Origin of the sequence: Actinomadura sp. 6K520 (genome assembly GCF_004349245.1) — a bacterium.
Lineage (GTDB): Bacteria > Actinomycetota > Actinomycetes > Streptosporangiales > Streptosporangiaceae > Spirillospora.
This window is the reverse complement of record NZ_SMLC01000026.1, coordinates 1-19,630: the sequence shown is the minus strand read 5'-3', so window position 1 is coordinate 19,630 and position 19,630 is coordinate 1. Positions and strand designations below refer to the sequence as shown.

Annotated in this window: 20 protein-coding genes; 11 read left to right on the top strand and 9 right to left on the bottom strand. The window is 70.9% G+C overall.

Features of this window, described 5'->3' with window-relative positions:
• Nucleotides 1–33: 33 nt before the first annotated feature.
• Nucleotides 34–1,659 carry an acyl-CoA dehydrogenase family protein gene (locus tag E1289_RS09785; protein WP_131977764.1) on the top strand — a complete coding sequence of 542 codons (1,626 nt, stop codon included), beginning with the start codon at nucleotides 34–36 and terminating at the stop codon, nucleotides 1,657–1,659.
• A 111-nt stretch (nucleotides 1,660–1,770) separates the two neighbouring features.
• Here E1289_RS09785 and E1289_RS09780 read toward each other — a convergent pair whose 3' ends face one another.
• The 3 genes from E1289_RS09780 to E1289_RS09770 form a co-directional block, all read right to left on the bottom strand.
• Nucleotides 1,771–2,505 carry an SMI1/KNR4 family protein gene (locus E1289_RS09780; protein WP_165970405.1) on the bottom strand — a complete coding sequence of 245 codons (735 nt, stop codon included), beginning with the start codon at nucleotides 2,503–2,505 and terminating at the stop codon, nucleotides 1,771–1,773.
• A gap of 129 nt (nucleotides 2,506–2,634) precedes the next feature.
• Nucleotides 2,635–3,339, bottom strand: a complete 705-nt coding sequence (locus E1289_RS09775) for a GntR family transcriptional regulator (RefSeq protein ID WP_131977759.1) — start codon at nucleotides 3,337–3,339, stop codon at nucleotides 2,635–2,637.
• On the bottom strand, nucleotides 3,336–3,863 hold the full coding sequence (locus tag E1289_RS09770; protein ID WP_131977756.1) for a peptide deformylase: 528 nt from the start codon (nucleotides 3,861–3,863) through the stop codon (nucleotides 3,336–3,338). The genes E1289_RS09775 and E1289_RS09770 overlap by 4 nt, the downstream gene beginning before the upstream one ends.
• A gap of 24 nt (nucleotides 3,864–3,887) precedes the next feature.
• Between E1289_RS09770 and E1289_RS09765 the strand changes: the two genes are divergently transcribed.
• Nucleotides 3,888–4,799 carry a pyridoxal-phosphate dependent enzyme gene (locus E1289_RS09765; protein ID WP_131977753.1) on the top strand — a complete coding sequence of 304 codons (912 nt, stop codon included), beginning with the start codon at nucleotides 3,888–3,890 and terminating at the stop codon, nucleotides 4,797–4,799.
• Nucleotides 4,800–5,187: 388 nt separating this feature from the next.
• Here the strand turns inward: E1289_RS09765 and E1289_RS09760 are convergent, their stop codons facing one another.
• Nucleotides 5,188–5,922: a class I SAM-dependent methyltransferase gene (locus E1289_RS09760; RefSeq protein ID WP_131977750.1), complete on the bottom strand. Its 735-nt coding sequence runs from the start codon at nucleotides 5,920–5,922 to the stop codon at nucleotides 5,188–5,190.
• 368 nt (nucleotides 5,923–6,290) lie between these two features.
• On the opposite strand from E1289_RS09760, the gene E1289_RS09755 reads away from it, so the two are divergent.
• A complete protein-coding gene (locus tag E1289_RS09755) occupies nucleotides 6,291–7,079 on the top strand; it encodes a hypothetical protein (RefSeq protein ID WP_131977747.1) in 789 nt (262 codons plus the stop codon).
• An 83-nt stretch (nucleotides 7,080–7,162) separates the two neighbouring features.
• Here E1289_RS09755 and E1289_RS09750 read toward each other — a convergent pair whose 3' ends face one another.
• Together E1289_RS09750 and E1289_RS09745 are read right to left on the bottom strand one after the other, a co-directional pair.
• Nucleotides 7,163–7,348 carry a hypothetical protein gene (locus E1289_RS09750; RefSeq protein ID WP_131977744.1) on the bottom strand — a complete coding sequence of 62 codons (186 nt, stop codon included), beginning with the start codon at nucleotides 7,346–7,348 and terminating at the stop codon, nucleotides 7,163–7,165.
• Complete coding sequence (locus E1289_RS09745) at nucleotides 7,345–8,355, bottom strand: DUF3068 domain-containing protein (RefSeq protein ID WP_131977741.1); 1,011 nt, start codon at nucleotides 8,353–8,355, stop codon at nucleotides 7,345–7,347. The genes E1289_RS09750 and E1289_RS09745 overlap by 4 nt, the downstream gene beginning before the upstream one ends.
• 275 nt (nucleotides 8,356–8,630) lie before the next feature.
• Here E1289_RS09745 and E1289_RS38095 point away from each other — a divergent pair, with 275 nt between their 5' ends.
• The 6 genes from E1289_RS38095 (at nucleotide 8,631) to glgX (ending at nucleotide 14,889) form a co-directional block, all read left to right on the top strand.
• Nucleotides 8,631–8,804, top strand: a complete 174-nt coding sequence (locus E1289_RS38095) for a hypothetical protein (RefSeq protein ID WP_165970404.1) — start codon at nucleotides 8,631–8,633, stop codon at nucleotides 8,802–8,804.
• 144 nt (nucleotides 8,805–8,948) lie between these two features.
• Complete coding sequence (locus tag E1289_RS38090) at nucleotides 8,949–10,007, top strand: hypothetical protein (protein ID WP_165970403.1); 1,059 nt, start codon at nucleotides 8,949–8,951, stop codon at nucleotides 10,005–10,007.
• Between the two features lies 1 nt (nucleotide 10,008).
• On the top strand, nucleotides 10,009–11,298 hold the full coding sequence (locus E1289_RS09735) for a PQQ-binding-like beta-propeller repeat protein (RefSeq protein ID WP_131977738.1): 1,290 nt from the start codon (nucleotides 10,009–10,011) through the stop codon (nucleotides 11,296–11,298).
• A 203-nt stretch (nucleotides 11,299–11,501) separates the two neighbouring features.
• Nucleotides 11,502–12,050 carry a DUF4262 domain-containing protein gene (locus E1289_RS09730; RefSeq protein ID WP_131977735.1) on the top strand — a complete coding sequence of 183 codons (549 nt, stop codon included), beginning with the start codon at nucleotides 11,502–11,504 and terminating at the stop codon, nucleotides 12,048–12,050.
• 25 nt (nucleotides 12,051–12,075) lie between these two features.
• Nucleotides 12,076–12,657: a GNAT family N-acetyltransferase gene (locus E1289_RS09725; RefSeq protein ID WP_131977732.1), complete on the top strand. Its 582-nt coding sequence runs from the start codon at nucleotides 12,076–12,078 to the stop codon at nucleotides 12,655–12,657.
• A 138-nt stretch (nucleotides 12,658–12,795) separates the two neighbouring features.
• A complete protein-coding gene (glgX, locus tag E1289_RS09720) occupies nucleotides 12,796–14,889 on the top strand; it encodes a glycogen debranching protein GlgX (protein WP_131977729.1) in 2,094 nt (697 codons plus the stop codon).
• Here glgX and E1289_RS09715 read toward each other — a convergent pair.
• The gene (locus E1289_RS09715; protein ID WP_243712723.1) at nucleotides 14,886–15,287 is read right to left on the bottom strand and encodes a hypothetical protein; all 402 of its coding nucleotides are present in this window, start codon (nucleotides 15,285–15,287) and stop codon (nucleotides 14,886–14,888) included. The genes glgX and E1289_RS09715 overlap by 4 nt on opposite strands.
• A 148-nt stretch (nucleotides 15,288–15,435) precedes the next feature.
• Between E1289_RS09715 and E1289_RS09710 the strand changes: the two genes are divergently transcribed.
• Nucleotides 15,436–16,155 (top strand): pyrimidine reductase family protein, encoded by a 720-nt coding sequence (locus E1289_RS09710; protein WP_131977723.1) that lies wholly within the window; start codon nucleotides 15,436–15,438, stop codon nucleotides 16,153–16,155.
• Here E1289_RS09710 and E1289_RS09705 read toward each other — a convergent pair.
• Entirely contained in the window at nucleotides 16,137–16,838 is a 702-nt protein-coding gene (locus tag E1289_RS09705) for a dihydrofolate reductase family protein (protein ID WP_131977720.1), read from the bottom strand. The genes E1289_RS09710 and E1289_RS09705 overlap by 19 nt on opposite strands.
• Before the next feature lie 76 nt (nucleotides 16,839–16,914).
• Between E1289_RS09705 and E1289_RS09700 the strand changes: the two genes are divergently transcribed.
• On the top strand, nucleotides 16,915–18,006 hold the full coding sequence (locus E1289_RS09700; protein ID WP_131977717.1) for an ATP-dependent DNA ligase: 1,092 nt from the start codon (nucleotides 16,915–16,917) through the stop codon (nucleotides 18,004–18,006).
• A gap of 57 nt (nucleotides 18,007–18,063) precedes the next feature.
• On the opposite strand, the gene E1289_RS09695 is transcribed toward E1289_RS09700, so the two are convergent.
• The coding region (locus tag E1289_RS09695; protein WP_131977714.1) for an alkaline phosphatase D family protein at nucleotides 18,064–19,630 on the bottom strand (1,567 nt) is incomplete at its 5' end.

Below are 19,630 nucleotides of genomic sequence, written 5' to 3'. Positions count from 1 at the left end.
AACATCATTTGAGCAGCGCGTGGGAGCGGCACGGTGACGCACGAGGTCTTCAATCAGGTCCCCCCGCTCGCCGGGCACGACGTGGCCGACGAGGCGGTCCTGCTGGACGGGCTGGGGCGCGAGGGCGCCGGATGGGCCGAGGCCGAGGTGCGCGAGCTCGGCCGGCTGGCGGGCACGGAGCGGGCGCAGGAGTGGGGGCGCCTCGCGAACGAGCACCCGCCCGTGCTGCGCACCCACGACCGGTACGGGCACCGGATCGACGAGGTCGAGTTCCACCCGGCCTGGCACGAGCTGATGATGGTCGCGGTGACGCACGGGCTGCACGGTTCGGCGTGGTCCGACCCGCGTCCCGGCGCCCACGTCGCGCGGGCCGCCAAGTTCTACACCTGGCGGGTGGACGCGGGCCACGGCTGCCCGATCTCGATGACGTACGCGGCCGTCCCTGCGCTGCGGCGGTCCCCCGAGCTCGCGGCGCGGTACGAGCCGCTCCTCGCCAAGCGGGAGTACGACTACGGGCTGCGCGCCCCGCTGACGAAGAACGCGCTGCTCGCCGGCATGTCGATGACGGAGAAGCAGGGCGGCTCGGACGTCCGCGCCAACACCACCGAGGCGGCCCCGCAGCCGGACGGAACCTACCGCCTCGTCGGCCACAAGTGGTTCACCAGCGCCCCGATGTGCGACGTGTTCCTGACGCTCGCCCAGGCACCCGGCGGCCTCACCTGCTTCATGGTCCCCCGCGTCCTGCCGGACGGCGAGCTGAACCCGATGCGGCTGATGCGGCTGAAGGACAAGCTCGGCAACAGGTCCAACGCGTCCTCCGAGGTGGAGTACGAGAACGCGGTCGCCTGGCGGGTCGGCGACGAGGGCCGCGGGGTGCCGACCATCATCGAGATGGTCAACATGACCCGGCTGGACTGCGTGATCGGCGCGGCGTCGGGGATGCGGCACGGCGTCACGTCCGCCGCCCACCACGCCGCCCACCGCAGGGCGTTCGGCGCGTACCTCATCGACCAGCCGCTGATGCGCAACGTCCTCGCGGACCTGGCGATCGAGTCTGAGGCCGCCACGATCACGATGCTGCGCCTGGCGGGCGCGACGGACCGGTCGGTGCGCGGGGACGAGACCGAGACGGCGTTCAAGCGGCTCGGCCTCGCGGTCAGCAAGTACTGGATCACCAAGCGGTGGCCCGCGCACGCCGCCGAGGCCCTCGAATGCCTGGGCGGCAACGGCTACGTGGAGGAGTCGGGAATGCCCCGCCTGTTCCGCGAATCCCCCCTGAACTCCATTTGGGAGGGCTCCGGCAATGTCGCGGCACTCGATCTCCTCCGCGCGATCCTACGCGAGCCGCAGACCCTGGACGCGTTCTTCGGCGAGGTCGACCTCGCCCAAGGAGCCGACAAGCGCCTGGACGCAGCCGTCCAGGACGCCAAGGACGCCTTCACCGACACCGCAACGATCGAACTCCGCGCCCGCCGAGTAGCCGAGCGCCTGGCCCTCGTTCTTCAGGCATCGTTGCTGGTCAGGCATGGCCACCCGGCCGTCGCGGACGCCTTCTGCGCAACCCGCCTCGCTGGCGACTGGGGAGCCGCCTTCGGCACCCTCCCGCAAGGTCTGGACCTCGCCCCGATCATCGACCGCGCCACCCCGAAACTCGGCTGAGCCCACACCCAAGCTCAGGCCCCGGCCCGCCATGCCGCCCCGCTGACCTGGCCAGTACCGCTCCGAGCAACATCACGGACCCGGCCGTGAGGACAGCTGTGCAGGGGGCCATCATTGCGGGTATGGACTGCGAGGTTGAACGTCCCGGAGCCATGCGGGACGCATCCCCCAAGAGTCTGTCGGGGTGCTGCCCCATTCGCAGGCCGGTCCGAGGTGATCGATCTCCAGAGTCGAGTTATCGGAATCAGCCGTGTAGAGTTCCAGATCTTCGGCGTAGCGGACAAGCAACTGCGTCCAGGACGGAGCCAGCACGTCCCACGAGGCGCATTCGACGTCAACCCGAACCACTTGTCCGGGCGTTCCTCCCGGTGCCGGATCCATGTCGAGCAGCCACTGCACGTCGCCATTCATGTCGCCCACGACCACTGCGCCCGGCGAACCGATGATCGGCCGTACCGGCCCGTTCAGCCAGAGCATCTTCGTATCGACCAGGTATGCCCAGACCTGAGGATCGTCCCAGTCCGGCTCCGGATGGTAGTTGTCGCGCCACATCCGGGTCATCTCGATGATCTCGTTGGTGTCGCAGAGGTGAGTCAGCGGTACCGGGCTGGGCTCAGGGGGCGACAGTGTCGGGCCTGGGTCGGTTCCGTTGTGAATGCGGAGACTAACGCGGAATTCCTGCGGCAGTGGTATGGCCAAGGCGGCCTCCACCGCGTCGATGGCCTGTACCGTGGCCAGCGCATTGAGCTGCGGCAGGGAAGCCGGCAGGACGCGACTCAGGCCGGCCTCGATCCGCGTCCACGCCTCGGCAACGCGCTTGTCGACGTCGGCTCCGATATCAGTCACAACGCAGACTCTAGACATCGCGACCGCAGGCGCAACTACCTCATTGCACGTGCACCTCTGGGTCGAGGGGGCGCCGACTTCATCCGGCTCGGCGGTCATGCCCTGAGAGTGTGCACCGATGACTACGCGCTATGCGGCCCCGCCCGTCTTCTCGCCCGGATCGTCCTGCCGAGCGGCCAGCCAGTCCATGACCAGCTTCATGCCGTCGTGCCAGTGGCGCTCGACGAGAGCGGCCGCGTGCTCCCGCTCGCCGGCGGTGATCGCGGCCAGGATCTCCGCGTGCTGCCGGTCGGCGGTATCGCGCCGCCAGACCTCGCGCATGTAGGCGAGTTCGTAGCGGGAGAGGTTGGTGCGCAGTTGGCCGATCATCGTCTGCAGGTGCCGGTTGCCCGCCGCGGCGGTGAGCATCGTGTGCCAGGTTGTGTCGAGTCGCCAGCGCTGTACCGGTTCCGTGCAGTGCGCGAGCTGGTCCAGCGTGCGGCGCAGGGTGTCGAGCGTGGTCTCGTCCAGCGAGGTGACCGATCGGACCGCCAGCCCCTCGAGGGTGGCGAGGACGGGGTAGAGCTCGGCTGCGTCGCGGGCCGCGAGTGTCCGCACAGTGAACCCGCGGGCGAGTGTGGACGTGAGCACCCCTTCGGCCTGCAGCCGCAGCAGCGCCTCGCGGACCGGCGTCCGCGACACCTGCAGTGTCCGGCTGAGCCCGGCTTCGGTCAGCGGGGCGCCCGGGGCGTACGCACCCGAAGAGATCAGCTCGACGATGCGCAGATAGACGGCCTCGCGCAGCGGCTCGGCGCGGGTGATCGGCTGCTGGGCGCCTGGGGCGGGCGAGGTCATCGGCGGTACGGGCTCTCGGCGCGGTGGCGGCGCTCGAACTCGGAGCGCATGCACAGGGTTTCGGCCGAGGTCATCCGGTCGACGGCGACCACGCCGTCGAGGTGGTCGATCTCGTGCTGCAGCAACTCGCCCAGTTCGCCGTCGGCGCGCAGGTCGTGCTGCTCACCGCGGGGGGATGTGTAGGTGACGTCCACCCAGGTGGACCTGCGGACCCTGCAGAAGATCTCCACCGAGAAGCTGAGGCACGCATCCCACGGCTCCCACGTCGACTCGGAGCGGGCCACGATGGCCGGGTTGACCAGCACCCACGGCCGGTCCAGGTGCAGGTAGACCAGCCGCACCGGGGCGCCGATCTGCGGGGCGGCGATGCCCCGCCCGTAGCCGGTGCGGCGCACCCAGTCGGCCAGGGTGTCGGCGAGGTCGGTCACGAGCTCCGCGGTCTCGGCTCCGCCCGGGTCCCGGATCTCGGCGCAGGGTGTGCGCAGGAGCGGGTCGCCCAGCTGGACGGTCGGTCTGACGGCCATTCGCACATCGTATACGATAATCAGGTGACCGAGCCACTGCAGGTGCAGCACGTAGAGGAAGCCGCCGCGTCGATCGATCCGGTTTTCCGGAACACGCCGCAGTTCGTGGACCCGGCGCTCGCCCGCCAGGTGGGCGCGGACATGGCGGTGAAGCTGGAGACGTTCAACCCGATCCGCTCGTTCAAGGGGCGCGGGGCGGATTACTTCATGCGCGGTCTGGGCGCGGGCCAACGGGTCCTGTGCGCGTCCGCGGGCAACTTCGGCCAGGCCATCGCTTACGCGGGCCGGTCGCGCGGAATCCCTGTCACGGTGTTCTGCGCGCGGAACGCGAACCCGGCCAAGGTCGCGGCCATGCGCGCGCTCGGCGCGGAGGTCGTGCAGACCGGCGACGATTTCGACGCCGCCAAGGACGCGGCCAGGGCGTATGGAGCGGACGACGAGGGCTGGCTCTTCGTGGAGGACGGCCGCGAGCCGCGGATCTGCGAGGGCGCCGGCACCATCGCCGTTGAGCTGGCCGCGCTGCGCCCTGACACGGTGCTGGTGCCCGTCGGCAACGGCGCGCTGGTCTGCGGCATCGGCTGCTGGCTGAAGGCCCGTTCACCGGCGACCCGGGTGGTGGGCGTGTCCGCCGCGGGCGCGCCCGCGATGGCCGAGAGCTGGCGGCGCGGCACCCCGGTGTCGTCGCCCGAGGTGCGGACCATCGCCGACGGCGTCGCCGTCCGGGTCCCCGTGCCCGCGGCGGTGGACTGGATGCGCGCGTACGTGGACGACGTCGTGCTCGTCGACGAGGAGCAGATCCGCGCCGGCCTGCGGACGGCCCGGGACACGCTCGGCCTGCTCCTCGAACCGGCCGGCGCACTCGGCATCGCCGCCGCGCTCAGCCACCGCTTCGCCGCCGAACGCCCGGTGGCCGTCGTGACCGGCAGCAACTACTGACGGCCCGGCCGCCCCAACCGGCCCGCCGGCCGGCTCCCGCCACCGTCAGCGCCCGCCCGGAACCCAGGGGGCGTCGGGGCAACCCCTCCGCGATCGCCGCACCTCGTTGAGATCCCCGGGCACCCGTCTCGCCTTCGCTGATGTCCAGTGAGGGCGATTGCACGGCTTGAAGTGTTCCGGCAACTTCACCTGCCGCACCACGTTGCCGACCACCTCGTCGGCGGAACTCTGCTCGGCTCCGCGAGAACCGCCGGGCCGGGTGCGGCTCTGATCACGGAGGACGATCTCCCGGAAGCCGTGGAACACACACGTCTGGCTACTCACTGTAAGCGAGGGTGCTCGTCGGACGCCAGGTGACCATGGGGGCCTGGATCGCCGGTAGGTGTGTTCAGGGGGTGGCTGGTTTGCGGGCGGTGAGCAGGCGGGTCGGGACCCATGGACTGCCCCACCACGCGCGCCAGCCGAGGCCGCGCACCCGGATGTCCTGGGCGTTCAGCCGGGCCAGCACCGCAGCGTACTCGCGGGGGGTCCGCGCCAGGTCGGCGATCAGCAGGCGGCCGCCCGGCCGCAGCACCCGGTACGCCTCGGCGATCGCCTGGGCGCGGGCGTCCGCGCCGAAGATGGTGTGCACCGTCAGGCTGGACACGACCAGGTCGAAGCTTGCCTCCGCGTACGGAAGTCTGCGCAGGTCACCCCCGTGCACGTGGACGCGGTCGGCGACGCCTTCGGCGCGGGCGTTGCGCAGGGTCGCCGCCGGGCTGTTGCCGGACTGGTCCCGTCCGCGCCACAGGTCCACGCCTACCGCCCTGCCCCGCGGGAGGTGCCGGGCGGCGGCCAACAGGACGGCGCCGCGTCCGCAGCCGAGGTCGAGCAGCCGTTCGTCGCCACGCAGGTCCAGCTCGTCCAGCACGTCCCACCAGACCAGGAACTTGCCGCGCAGCGTTGCGTGCAGGCTCAGGGTCAGGCATCCCGCCAGCAGGGTGCCGGAGACCAGCGCGGGCAGCGCGGCGGCCAGATCGGCGGTGACCGCCATCACCAGCCCGGTCACCCAGAACCCCAGCACGACCAAGCCCACGAAGCCGAACCCGTAGGGCGCATCCATCCCGTACCGCGCGCCAGGCATCCCGCCACTCTGCCACGAATTGACCGCTCGCACCCTCCCACCCGGCTTGGACCTGTCCCCGATCGTCGACCGGCGCTGCACGTGACGGAGGCGTTCGTCCCGGAGGCCGCCGACGACGTGAGCGCGATCAGCCGGCTGGTCCACGGCCTCAAGCCGCCCCGGCCCGCCCGCGGCTGAACCGGAAACTGTTCTTGGTCGTTTTAGGGGGATCAATCCCTTTAGCACTTCACGGCGCGCAGGCGTCATGCTCGTGGAGATCCTTTCTTGAATTGCTGGCCGCAATTGGTCAGAGACCTGCGTAGCGCCAACGGCCCAATGCAGGGAGTATTAATCAAGCGACAGCCGGTCACGGCGAACGGGGGCACAAAGTGCTGCAGTCGAACAAACTCAACCTCGTCGGAGAACTCCACAGCGAGAGCGATTCCCGCAGGGACGCCGAGAAGCGGTTCTGCCTCGCGACGATCAACGACCCGGGCTACTGGGTCGAGCACGAGTTCCCCGACGCGTACGAGGGGAACCTGTCGAACCTTCCGGGCGTCCCGGAGGCCGATCTGATGGAGTACCGGAGCACGCACGGCGTGGCCCTGGCGATCAAGGAGTTCGACAAGCTGGGCGACCAGGCGGTCGGCGTGTCGGCGACGCGGGCCGGTGACGCGCCCGCGGCACTCGGCGAGTTCCACACCAAGGTCGTCGACCTGCTGCGCTACACGCTCCGGGTCAAGAACTCCTGGCGCCCCTCCCGGACGACCGAGGTGAACTTGGCGGTGAAGGCGGTGTACGACCACGTCGTCGCGGCCACCCAGGCGTACCGGGACGCGCACCAGAACGCCTCGGTGCAGGACCAGCTCACAGCGCTGCGGGACTTCGCCAACAGCCGCATCATCCTCCGCGACATGGTGCCGACCCTGGCCAAGGCGGTCGGCGCCACCCTGACGGACGACCGCGACGCCACCGAGCTGGCGAACTACATGCGCCGGCAGCGCTCCGCCTTCATGGCGGTGGGCGCGGTCAGCTCGGGCCTGGTCGGCGTCTGGAAGGTCGGGGACGGGCACATTGCGGACCTGAAGAACGGCACAGCGAAGGTCGACGTACGGAGGATCAACGTCGTCACCCGGCAGGAGTTCAACACCGAATTCCAGGGGTGGCAAGGCAACTGACCCGTCCGGGTACATAGATCGCGAATTCGACCCCACCTGATATGCGGACGACCCTTTTGCCATCGCGACGGCCCCGCAATGTGTCACTCGAGCGAAGATCGCAGGACTGCCATCGGGGCTTCGCCGCGCGGGAAAAGGCGGTATCCGGTCTCCAGGCTTTCGGTGAGGCCGAGGGCTTTGAGGCGGCGAACGTCGGCCTTGAAACGGAGCTTTTCGCGGTTCAGATGTTCGGCCAAGCCCTGGGCCCGCGAGCCCGGATGCGTCGTCATGATGCTTCTCGGGGTTCGGCCTCGCGTGAGGGCGGAGGGGCGGCGTCGGGACGGGGGCGCCTGGCACGGGCCGTGAGGTAGACCGCCACCAGGAGGGCCGCACCGAGACCGGCCGAGGCGACTGGCAGGACGACCTGAAGCAGCACGATCACGCGGGCCGTCCGGTCCGCCCGAACTGCACGGTCCCGCCGGTCGGCGTCGGAAAGCCTCAGCTCGAAGTCGGCGACGACCAGGCGGTCGACCCCGTCCTTGGTGCGGAGCACCGTCCTGCTCTTCTGCCGCTGGTCGATGCGGGTGCCGGTGCGCGGGTCGACCCATGCCGTGACCGTCCCCTCGTAGACCTTGTCGACCTCGACGTCACCGCGGTCGGCGTCGAGGCCGGGGAGTTCACGGCCGGGTTCCTTCAGGTTCAGCAGTGAGACCGGAACCCGTGTGGGGGAGCCGATCACCGTCGGCTCTGTGCGCTGGACGAACCGGTAGACCATGACGCCCTCCACCCGGTCGACTCCGGCGAAGACCATCGGCTGCCGTGTCAGGGTCCTGGTGTCGAAGACGTGGTAGGTCCGTTTCTGCACGCCGATCGGCCAGAAGGGCCCGATCCCGGACTGCCGGACGCCCGTGTCGCCGTTCACCGCGGCGCCGCGCACGCCGGCCAGCTGTGCCGTCCGGCGGTCGAAGGCCATGCGCTGCGACTGGATCTCGATCTCGGCGCCGCTGTCCGCGTCCCCGATCCACGTGAAGGAGTCCCAGACAGCGGTCTTCTCGTCACTCGCGCGGACATCGCCGCGAATGGTATTGACGGCCCTGATCCGCGCGCCGCGCCTGACGGTGCGGCTCTTAGCGTCCAGGTACGTGGCGTCGACGGCCTGGAGCGTCGTCGTCTGGTAGAGGTCGGCGGGCGCGACGAGGATCCGCGGTGCCACCTGGAGGCGCACAAGCGGCGCAAGGGTGAGCAGGCACACGCCGGACGTGACGGCGGCGAGGCCGAGGGCGCGGGCCGGCCTCATCCCCGCACCGTTCCGGGGAGCGGGACGCGACCTGTGGTCATGAGCTCGAATCTCAACATGGGATCGACTGTTGCACTCTCAGTGCAAATGCGCCACCATTCACCACGAGGACATCATCCCGACGCAGCTACCAAGCCCGGACCGGCCCGGCTCGAAGGCGGGGCGGAGGGACCTGATCGCCAAACCCCCGAAGTATGGGAAAGGCAAATGATCAAGGACTACTTCGACATCCGTCGAGCGGGGGACCCCGAGCTCGCGGAGGCGACTTCGCCGTCGTGCACGTGTTCGGAGCGTCCGGACCGCTCGTGGCCGGGATCGTCTCGAACGCGACCGGCTCGATGGTCTCGGCCATGTACGGGGTGCCCGTCCCGCTCCTGCCGGGAGGTCTGATGACGATCGCGGCACGCCTGACCTTCGACCGTGACCGGAGCCGCGTGCCCGCAGGCTGACCCCGCCCACCTGCCCAGCACATAGGTCCGCACACCCGTCTCCGATCCATCGCCCGCCCGCACGCTGCACGGCGTGCCGGCCCATCTCGCCCTGCCTGGAAGGCATCGGGCTCCAGGCAGGCCCACCCCCGAGGAGGCAGTCAGATGGATTATCCGCTACGAGAAACGAGTCCGAAGACGACGGCGATCAGAGGTCCGATCCTCATCCTGATCACTGCGGTCGCCATGCTCGTCGGCCTGGCCCCCGGCGCGCTGGCGGCGGAGGCCGCACCGCCACCGCAGCCCGCGGCCGGCCCCGGCGGCGCGGACTACCCGTGGTCGGGTTCCACCGTCCGCAGCGTCACCTTCCCCGACCGCACCAAGGACTACTGGGTCTACGAGCCCTCCGGGTGGCAGGGCGGCGGACCCGCCCCCTCGACCGCGCCGCTGGTCGTCCTGGTGCACGGGTGGCTCGGCGACGACCCCGAGTACTACCAGGACTGGATCGCCCATCTCGCGCGCAAGGGCAACGTGGTCGTCTTCCCGCGCTACCAGACGAGCGCGCTGACGCCGCCGCGGGAGTTCGCGTCCAACGCCATCCACTCCATCAAGCACGCGCTGGCCGGATACTCCGACGACGCGCCCATGAGGCCCGACACCTCGCTGGGCATGACGCTCATCGCCCACTCCTACGGCGGGCCGACCAGCGCCAACATCGCCGCCCGCTGGTCGGCGGAGTCACTGCCCCGCCCGAGGGCGATCCTGTTCGCCATGCCCTACGACCGGACCATCGACGCGTCCCTGGCCGGCATCCCGGCCACGACCAAGATCGGCTGCGTGGTCGCGGACGAGGACACCACGACCGGCCGGACCGGCTGCGACGCGCTCTGGGGCCTGACCGGGCACATCCCGGCCGCCAACCGCAACTACCTGTGGATGTTCAGCGACGCGCACGGCGCACCCGCCCTCACCGCCGACCACCGCGTGCCGACGAGCAACAACGGCCAGTCCGTGCTGGACGCGCTCGACTGGCGCGGCCTCTGGAAGCTCGGCGACGCCCTGCGCGACTGCTCGGTCTACGGCACCCACTGCGACCACGCGCTGGGGAACACCGCGCAGCAGACCTCGCTCGGCACGTGGAGCGACGGTGTGCCGGTCCGGCCGCTGGCGGTCTCGACCGCCAAGCCCGCCTGCCCCGCCGGCAGCGGCGCAAAGGGCTGCTGACATGTCGGCCAAGCACCTCGGCGGAACGGTTCTCGCGCTCCTGCTGCTCGTCTCCGTGGCCGCGTCCTCGCCACCCGATCCGGCTCGTGCGGTGACAGGGCCGGCGTCGGTCTACGGAACGGGCTGGTCCACCGCCCACGCGGATGCGAGGAACTCCGACCACTCGCCGGTCAGCGGCGCGAGAAACCTGACCCTGGCGTGGCAGCGCAGCTTCTCGGGCAGCATCTACCTGGGCGCGACGAACGATGCTGCCGGGCGCGTCTTTGTGACCACGAACGGCACGGGATGCCACCTGCACGCCCTCGACGGGGCCACCGGAAGCACGATCTGGTGCTCCAGTGCGGTCGATGCCGAGGCCATCGCGTCCTCCGCCCTTCTGGACCGGGAGGGGCACATCTATCTGGCCGACGGCGAGGCGATGCACTCCTTTGCCGCCGATGGAAGCCTCCGCTGGGAGACGCCCATCGTCGGCACGCCGCTCTCCGCACAGTTCACCCCCTCCGGCAATCTCCTCTTCATCACCCACATCGGACGCATCTACGTGCTGGACCGCAACACCGGCGAGCCCGTCCTTCCGCCCGTGGAGCTCATTCCAGGCGCGCCCGACACCGACGACACACGGGCCTGCATGCGGGGCACGGAGGAATGCCCGTCCTCCAACACGCTCGCGGTCGACCTCGCCACCGGACGCTTCTTCTTCACCTTCTGGGACAAGGGCGCCCCGGCCGCCGACATACGGGCGATGCAGTTGACCGAGGGAGACGGCCCGTCGCTCCGGCCACTGTGGAGGAACCAGTCCCTGCCCGGCGGGAGCGCGACGAGCCCGGACCTGTCACCGGACGGATCGCGCCTCTATGTCGGCGACAACGAAGGAGGAATCCACGCGCTGGACGCCGCGACCGGCGCCACGATCTGGAGCCATGACACCGGCTACGCGGCCGGCGGCAGTCCGTCGACGTCCCCCGACGGCCTGATCATGCCGGCGGGCGGCGGAGACGGCGGCCTGATGGCGATCAGGGACATGGGCGACAGGGCCCAGCGGGTCTGGACGAAGGGAGGGCTGGTCAACCGCGGCCTCCCGACACAGGCCGCGGGAGGGGTCGCCTACGCGACGGTGTCGGCGACGCTCGGCAACGATCTCGTCGTGGTCGACACCGCGACCGGCGCCGTACTCGACCGGGAGCGGATACCGGGCTTGACCATCTTCTCCGTCGGCACGACCGTCGCCCCGGACGGAACCGTCCTCGTGCCGACCATCACGGGAGATGTGTTCGCGTTCCGGCCCGGCTGATCCTGAAACACCACCACCCCCGGGCCCGTCCGCACCCTGCCGCGCGGCGGGCCCGAGGTGTGCGAGTTGTCGAGATGACCGCCTGGAAGTACTCGACTGCCCGGCCCGGTCGTCCGCGGGGGCCGCTCGGCGCATCCGCGAGCGTTCGTGACGTGCCGCGCCCGGTGCGATACCGAAGGTCAATAGCTCGTAAACTGATAACCATGTCCGGCGATGGCCCCTCGTGCACGTGCGTGATCTGCCGTGACCACGGGGACCGGGACCGGCTGGACAACTTCCAGCTCCGCACCATCGTGCACGTGACGCAGTACGGGTGGAGCGTCGTCCTCGTCCACGCGGACGGCGACCGGCCCGGGTGGGCGTACACGGTCGGCCTCTGGCACAGCCACCGCGCGCCCGAGCTGGCGATGTTCGGCCGCGACGTCTACGAGACCGAGGAGATCCTCAACACCCTCGGGCGGCACACCGCCGAGGGGCGCGTCCCGGCGGACGGGGAGCGCCGCGACGGCGTCGTCCGCGGGCAGGCGGCCGCGTTCCGGGAGATCGACCCGCGCTGGTACGACGGGCTGTTCGGCGGCGCCGTCGCGTTCTACCGCCGGCCTCCGCTGCCGATGCTCCAGGTCGTCTGGCCCAACGGCGCCGGCCTGTTCCCCTGGCAGCCCGGCACCGACCTGCCCTTCCGCCACTCCCAGCCGTGGCTGTGGCTCGACCCGAAACAGCACTCCGCCGGGGTGTGGACACGGCGGCTCTGACGGTCATGGGCCTACCATCGGCGGGGTGTACGGGCCGCTCGCCGAGACCATCGGGACCCAGCGCCTCGTCCTGGAACCGCTGGCGGTCCACCACGCCGACGAGATGGCCCCGGTCCTGGACGACCGGCGCCTGCACCGCTACATCGGCGGCGCGCCCCTCGGCCGGGACGAGCTGCGCGCCCGCTACGCCCACCTGGTCGCCGGGCCCGCGCCGTTCCACCAGGAGTGCTGGCTGAACTGGATCGTCCGCCGGGTCCGCGACGGGCAGGCCGTCGGCTACGTCCAGGCGACCGTCACGCCCGCGCCGCCCGGGTTCGCCGTGGCGCCCGCGGCGACCGGCTCGACGGTGACGCCGGGTCCGCCGCGCCAGGTCGCGTCCGTCGCCTGGGTCATCGGGATGCCCTACCAGGGCTTCGGCTTCGCCACCGAGGCCGGCCGCGCCCTGCTCGGCTGGCTGCTCGCCCACGGCGTCCACGACATCGTCGCCACCGTCCACCCGGACAACCGGCCCTCCGCGGCCGTCGCCGCCAAGCTCGGCCTGCACCGCACCGGCGACACCACGGCCGACGGCGAGGACGTCTGGCGCCTCCCCCGCGCGGCGGCATGACACCCTGGTGTGGCGCGTAAGGGCCGGCAGACGGTCGCCGAGCGAAGCTCGTCTGCTGGATGGTGGCGGGTGGGGGCTGGCGGACGGTGGGTAGGCCACAATCGACGGGCCAGGACGGACCGGCGGAGGAGTTGGAACATGCGGGAGGTTTGGCCCGGGGACCCCTATCCGCTGGGCGCCACCTGGGACGGCACGGGCACGAACTTCGCGCTGTTCTCCGAGGTGGCACGGCGGGTCGAGCTGTGCCTGTTCGACGACCGCGGCCGGGAGACGCGGCGCGAGCTGCCCGAGGTGGACGGTTTCGTCTGGCACGGCTACCTGCCCGGCGTCGGCCCCGGGCAGCGGTACGGGTACCGGGTCCACGGGCCGTTCGACCCGCGTGAGGGGCACCGCTGCAACCCGTCCAAGCTGCTGCTCGACCCGTACGGCAAGGCCGTCGAGGGCGACGTCCGCTGGCACGAGTCGCTGTTCTCCTACCGGTTCGACGACCCCGACGCGCTGAACGAGGACGACAGCGCCCCCTACATGCCGAAGAACGTCGTCATCAACCCTTTCTTCGACTGGGCGGACGACCGGCCGCCGCGCGTCCCCTACCACGAGAGCGTCATCTACGAGGCGCACGTGAAGGGCCTGACGGCACTGCACCCGGCGATTCCCGAGGAGCAGCGCGGCACCTACGCCGGCCTGGCGCACCCGGTGATGATCGACCACCTGCTCGACCTCGGCGTGACGGCCGTGGAGCTGATGCCCGTGCACCAGTCGGTCCCCGAGCACGCGCTGGTGGCGCGGGGCCTGCACAACTACTGGGGCTACAACACGATCGGGTTCTTCGCGCCGCACAACTCCTACAGCTCGTCCGGGCAGTACGGGGAGCAGGTGCTGGAGTTCAAGGCGATGGTCCGCGCCCTGCACGAGGCGGGCATCGAGGTCATCCTGGACGTCGTCTACAACCACACCGCCGAGGGCGACCACCTCGGGCCGACGCTGTCGTTCCGCGGCATCGACAACGCCTCCTACTACCGCCTCCGCGACGACGACAAGCGCTACCACCTCGACTACACCGGCTGCGGCAACTCGCTGAACGTCCGGAACCCGCACGCGCTGCAGCTCATCATGGACTCGCTGCGCTACTGGATCCTGGAGATGCACGTCGACGGGTTCCGCTTCGACCTCGCCTCGGCGCTGGCCCGCGAACTCCACGACGTCGACCGGCTCGCCGCGTTCTTCGACCTCGTCCAGCAGGACCCCGTCGTCTCCCAGGTGAAGCTCATCGCCGAGCCCTGGGACGTCGGCGAGGGCGGCTACCAGGTCGGCAACTTCCCGCCGCTGTGGACGGAGTGGAACGGCAAGTACCGCGACACCGTCCGCGACTTCTGGCGCGGCTCCTACGCGACGATGCCGGAGTTCGCGTCCCGCCTCACCGGCTCGTCCGACCTGTACGAGCACAGTGCGCGCCGCCCGTTCGCGTCCATCAACTTCGTGACGTGCCACGACGGGTTCACCCTCACCGACCTGGTCTCCTATGACCACAAGCACAACGAGGCCAACGGCGAGGACAACCGGGACGGCACCGACGACAACCGGTCGTGGAACTGCGGCGTGGAGGGGCCCACCCGGGACCCCGCCGTCCTGGAGCTGCGCGCCCGCCAGCGCCGCAACTTCCTGGCGACGCTCTTCCTCTCCCAGGGCGTGCCGATGCTCTCCCACGGGGACGAGTTGGGCCGCACCCAGAAGGGCAACAACAACGCCTACTGCCAGGACAACGAGATCGCGTGGGTGCATTGGGAGGACTCCGACGACATGGAGTTCGTCCGGATCCTGTCCAGGCTGCGCCATGACCATCCGGTGTTCCGGCGCCGCCGCTTCTTCACCGGGAGGGGCAGCGGCGCCGCCGCCGACATCGCGTGGCTGACCCCGGCCGGGGAGAGCATGACCGACCACGACTGGAACGTCGGTTTCGCGAAGTCCCTCGGGGTCTTCCTCAACGGCGACGCCATCACCGAACCCGACCCGAGGGGACGCCGCGTCCGCGACGACTCGTTCCTCCTGCTCATCAACGCCGGCTCGGAGGCCGTCGACTTCACCCTCCCCGGCGGCGAGTACGGCGAGCGCTGGGAGTTCACCCTCGCCACCGCCGAGCCCGGCACGTTCGGCGAACGCCCCCGCCTCAAGGCCAGGGACACCGTGACGATCCCCGACCGCGCCCTCACCGTCCTGCGGCGGCTGCCCTAGCCGCGGGTCACCTCGATGGCGCTCAGCAGGACCAGGACGAACGTGGCGGCCGCGACGGCGGAGTGCACGGCGACGGCCGCGGCGGGGAACCGCTGGTCGGCGCCGCGGGCGTGCCGGCCGCCGCGTCCGACGAGCCAGCGGGTGAACAGCATGAAGCCCTGGAAGGTGACGACCAGCAGCGCGGCGAGGGCGAGCCATACGTACGCGGCCCGCGCGGTGGCCAGGTAGGCGATCCAGGCGGCCAGCCCGGCGACGCCGAGGAGCGGATGCCCCGCCACGACCAGGGCGGGGAACCGCGTCACCTTGGCCGGCGGTCCCCCCTTCGCCAGCCAGTTGACCAGCAGATGGCCGCCTCCCACCGAGGCCACCACCCAGGCGCCCAGCGCGGCGAACTCCACCCCCCGCTCCCTTCGATGAACATCCGCGTTCCCCATCCCCGGCCAATAAGTGTCGCCTCCCGATACTTCCGGGGTGACGGATTCGTGAAGATTGGTGCATGGGACGCCGTCCGCGCCGGTTTCTGGGCGTCGCGTAGCTTGGGGGGCCATGCGGATCCTTTCCCCGGAGCCCGGCGACGCCGACCTCGCCGAGAGCTACGCCTATCCGCCCGGCGGCGTGTGGCTGCGGGCCAACATGGTCGCCAGCCTGGACGGGGCGGCGCAGCGCGACGCGCGCAGCGGCGGCCTCGGCAACCCGGCCGACCGCCACCTGTTCCTGCTGCTGCGCGGGCTCGCCGACGTGGTCATCGTCGGTGCGGGCACCGTCCGCACCGAGGGATACGGGCCGGTGAAGCCGAGCGAGGGGTGGGACGGCGTCCGCGCGGGGCGGTCCCCCGTCCCGCCGCTGGCGATCGTCTCCCGCACGCTCGACCTGGACTTCGACGCGCCGGTCTTCACCGAGGCCAAGGCCCGGACGATCGTGCTGACCACGGCGGCCGCCGACCCGGCACGCCTGGAGGCCGCGCGGGCACGCGCCGACGTCATCGTCGCCGGGAGGGACACCCTCGATTTCGCCGCCGCCGTCGGGGAGCTCAAGGCACGCGGACACAGGCGCCTCCTGTGCGAGGGCGGTCCGGGCGTCCTCGCACAGGTGGTGGCGGCCGGCCTGCTGGACGAGCTGTGCCTCACGCTGAGCCCGCTCCTGCTCGCCGGCCACCCGACACGGATCCTGGACGGGCCGCCCCTGCCCGTCCCTCCGGAGCTGACCCTCGCCCACGCCCTGCAGGACGAGGACTTCCTCTTCCTGCGTTACACCCGCAGCCTGTAGCGGGTGAACAGCACGCCCTCATCCAGGTAGAGGGCGGCCAAGTCGAGTGCGGCCTCGGTGTCCAGGCCCTCCAGGAGGCGGGTATGGCGGGTGGACCCGAGGAGAGTCGGCGCGATGTTGAGGCAGAGTTCGTCCACGAGGGAAGCGCGAATCAGCGCCGCCGCCAGGGCTGGACCTCCCTCGCACAGAAGATGCCCGTATCCGTGGTCTTCACGCAGCGTCTTCACAGCCTTGGGCAGGTTGACCTCATCCTCCCCCGCATCGACCACCTGGAGATGGCCGGGAACCCCTTTCCGGGCGCTGCGTGATGTCACAACGATGGTCGGCGTCTCGGCTTCGGTGAACAGGGGAAGCGTCCAGTCGAGCTCCAGGGAACGACTCACCACGACGATGGGGGCGGGCGGGCCGCCGCGGCGCGCGCGCAGATCCTTGCGTAGGCGAGCGGGTCCGAGCCGTCCTGTGCGGACGGTCGCGGCCCCCACGAGGATCGCGTCGGCGAGAGCGCGCAGGGTCCGGAACACGCGGAAGTCGGCGTCGCCGCCGAGCGCGTCCGTCCAGCCGTCCGCGTCGGTGGCGGAGCCGTCGGCGCTCATCACCATGCCGACGCGCAGGCCGGGCGCGTCCGCGTAGGCGTCGTAGGGGTCGATGCCATCGGCGGCGGGCTCGGGCAGCAGACGGCGCATGACCTGCAGGTTATCCAATGGCCGTTTTGCGGACCCGGGATGTCCTTTTGTCGGTGCCGGGGCGCAAGATGGGGGGATGGATCTGCCGATCAGCCCGCCGCTGCCGCCGATGCTGGCCAAGGCGGTCAAGAGCATGCCCAAGGGCGACCTGCTGTACGAGCCGAAGTGGGACGGCTTCCGCTGCATCGTCTTCCGCGACGGCGACGAGGTGGAGCTGTCCAGCCGCGGCAGAAAGCCGCTCACCCGGTACTTCCCCGAGCTGGTCGAGGCGGCGAAGCGCGAGCTGCCCGAGCGGTGCGTGGTCGACGGGGAGATCGTCCTGCCGAAGGGGAACCGCCTCGACTTCGACGGGCTCCAGCAGCGCATCCACCCGGCCGCGTCGCGGATCAAGCTGCTGTCGGAGGAGACCCCGGCGTCGTTCATCGCGTTCGACCTGCTGGCCCTCGGCGACGAGTCGCTGCTGGAGGTTCCGCTGGGCGAGCGGCGGCTACGCCTGGTCGGCGCGTTGTCGGGGGTCAACCCGCCGATCCACGTGACGCCGGTGTCCGACTCCTACGACCTGGCGCTGCGCTGGTTCGAGGAGTTCGAGGGCGCGGGGCTCGACGGCGTCATCGCCAAGCCGCGCGACACCGTGTACGAGCCGGACAAGCGCGTCCTGTTCAAGGTCAAGCACGAGCGGACCTGCGACTGCGTGGTGGCCGGCTTCCGCTGGCACAAGTCCGGCCCGATCGTCGGGTCGCTGCTGCTGGGCCTCTACAACTCCGCGGGGAAGCTCCAGCATGTCGGGGTGGCGGCGTCCTTCACGATGAAGCGGCGCGCCGAGCTGGTCGAGGAGCTGGAGCCGTACCGGCTGCGGGATCTGGACGAGCACCCGTGGGCGGAGTGGGCCGCCCAGACCGAGGCGACCGTCGACCGCATGCCCGGCGCCATCTCCCGCTGGACCGGCAAGAAGGACCTCAGCTGGGTGCCGCTGCGTCCCGAGCTGGTCGTGGAGGTGGCCTACGAGGGAATGGAGGGCGAGCGGATCCGGCACACCGCCCGCTTCCGCAACTGGCGCCCCGACCGGACACCCGAGTCGTGCACGTACGAGCAGCTCGAAGTACCGGTCGCGTACGACCTGAACGACATCCTCGCCGGCCAGGCGACAAGCCCCCGCGCCGACCGCTGAGCCGCGGGGCCGGGACGCGGCGCGCGTCCCGGCCACGGGGCGTCAGGGCGGGGTCTTCTAGGGCTGGGTCTCGTTCTCGATGGTCCGCCGGATGATCTCCTGGTCCGATGGCGCCGATGTCTTCGCCGCGACGTGGGGACGCAGGTAGGTCTGGTTGACGCCGGGGACACGGTCCTCGATGACGAACGTCGCCTTGACGGAAGCCTCGGCGCCGGGCGTCCGGACTTCGCGCAGCGTCGTGAAGTCCGCCTTCAGCTCCTCCCTGCCGATCCTGGTGATCACGTAGCCGCGCTGGTTGTTGTAGAAGCGCAGGTGCGGGTTGATCCTGAGGAAGGGATGGTCGGCGGGGTCGGAGTCCTGGCCGTCACCGGTGCTGCTGATGGACGAGCACACCAGCTCGGAGCCGACCGTCCTGGAGTCCGGGTCGTCGTAGTCGGCCTTCAGGTCGCTCGCCCAGTGGGCGTGGACGTCGCCGGTGAGCACGACCGGGTTGCGCACCCCGGCGTCGAGCCACCCCTGGGTGATCCGGTCGCGGGACGCGGCGTAGCCGTCCCACGCGTCCATCGAGGTCTTCTTGACGGGGCCTTCGGTGTTGTCGCGCTGCGCGAAGAACACCTGCTGGCCGATGACGTCCCAGCGGGCGCGCGAGCGGCGGAAGCCGTCGAGCAGCCACTCCTCCTGCCGGTCGCCGGTGATGGAGCGCGCGGGGTCGGCGGCCTCCGGGCAGTCCTTGTACCCGTCGCCGCAGCCCTGGTCGTCCCGGAACTGGCGCGTGTCCAGCATGTGGAAGTTGGCGAGCCGCCCCCACCCGACCCGCCGGTAGAGCTGCATGCCGGGGCCCTTCGGGAGGGACCGGCGGCGCAGCGGCATGTTCTCGTAGTACGCCTGGAACGCGGCGGCGCGGCGGGCGCGGAACGCCTCGTGGGACGGGGTGTCGGAGTTGTTCTCGGGGACGTCGGCGGCCCAGTTGTTCTCGATCTCGTGGTCGTCGAACACGACGAGCCACGGCGCGGCCTCGTGGGCGGCCTGGAGGTCGCGGTCGGACTTGTACTGGGCGTGCCGCTGCCGGTAGTTCGCCAGCGTGACCGTCTCGGGGCCCTCGTGGTCGCGGACGTTGCCGCCGGGGCTGTTGTAGACGCCCTTCCTGTACTCGTACTGGTAGTCGCCAAGGTGCAGGATGAGGTCGGGGTGCTCCTCCGCCAGCCGCCGGTAGGCCGTGAAGTATCCGTGCTCGTACTGGGAGCACGAGGCGAAGCCCATCACGAGGGCGGGCCCGAAGGTGGCGGGGTGCGGGGCGGTGCGCGCCCGTCCGGCGGGGGACACGTGGTCGCCGGTGCGGAAGCGGTACCAGTAGTCGCGGCCGGGGCGCAGGCCGTTCAGCTCGACGTGGACGGAGTGGGCGGCGCCGGGGCGGGCGGCGGCGGTGCCGCGCCGTTCGATGCGGCGGAAGCGTTCGTCGGACGAGACCTCCCACCGCACGGGGACGGTCCGGTTCGGCATCCCGCCGAGGCCGTCTTCGGCGAGGGGGTTCGGCGCCAGCCTCGTCCAGAGGACGAACCCGTCGGGGTCGGGGTCGCCGGAGGCGACGCCGAGGGTGAACGGATCGCCCGGGAGGGCCCGGGGG

Coding starts and splice junctions, on each gene's coding strand:
- E1289_RS09775 (WP_131977759.1), bottom strand. CDS start 3,339: ATGACCTCGCCCGCCCCAGGCGCCCAGCAGCCGATCACCCGCGCCGAG.
- E1289_RS09770 (WP_131977756.1), bottom strand. CDS start 3,863: ATGGCCGTCAGACCGACCGTCCAGCTGGGCGACCCGCTCCTGCGCACA.
- E1289_RS09760 (WP_131977750.1), bottom strand. CDS start 5,922: ATGCCTGGCGCGCGGTACGGGATGGATGCGCCCTACGGGTTCGGCTTC.
- E1289_RS09750 (WP_131977744.1), bottom strand. CDS start 7,348: ATGACGACGCATCCGGGCTCGCGGGCCCAGGGCTTGGCCGAACATCTG.
- E1289_RS09745 (WP_131977741.1), bottom strand. CDS start 8,355: ATGAGGCCGGCCCGCGCCCTCGGCCTCGCCGCCGTCACGTCCGGCGTG.
- E1289_RS38090 (WP_165970403.1), top strand. CDS start 8,949: ATGGATTATCCGCTACGAGAAACGAGTCCGAAGACGACGGCGATCAGA.
- E1289_RS09735 (WP_131977738.1), top strand. CDS start 10,009: ATGTCGGCCAAGCACCTCGGCGGAACGGTTCTCGCGCTCCTGCTGCTC.
- E1289_RS09730 (WP_131977735.1), top strand. CDS start 11,502: ATGTCCGGCGATGGCCCCTCGTGCACGTGCGTGATCTGCCGTGACCAC.
- glgX (WP_131977729.1), top strand. CDS start 12,796: ATGCGGGAGGTTTGGCCCGGGGACCCCTATCCGCTGGGCGCCACCTGG.
- E1289_RS09710 (WP_131977723.1), top strand. CDS start 15,436: ATGCGGATCCTTTCCCCGGAGCCCGGCGACGCCGACCTCGCCGAGAGC.
- E1289_RS09705 (WP_131977720.1), bottom strand. CDS start 16,838: ATGCGCCGTCTGCTGCCCGAGCCCGCCGCCGATGGCATCGACCCCTAC.
- E1289_RS09700 (WP_131977717.1), top strand. CDS start 16,915: ATGGATCTGCCGATCAGCCCGCCGCTGCCGCCGATGCTGGCCAAGGCG.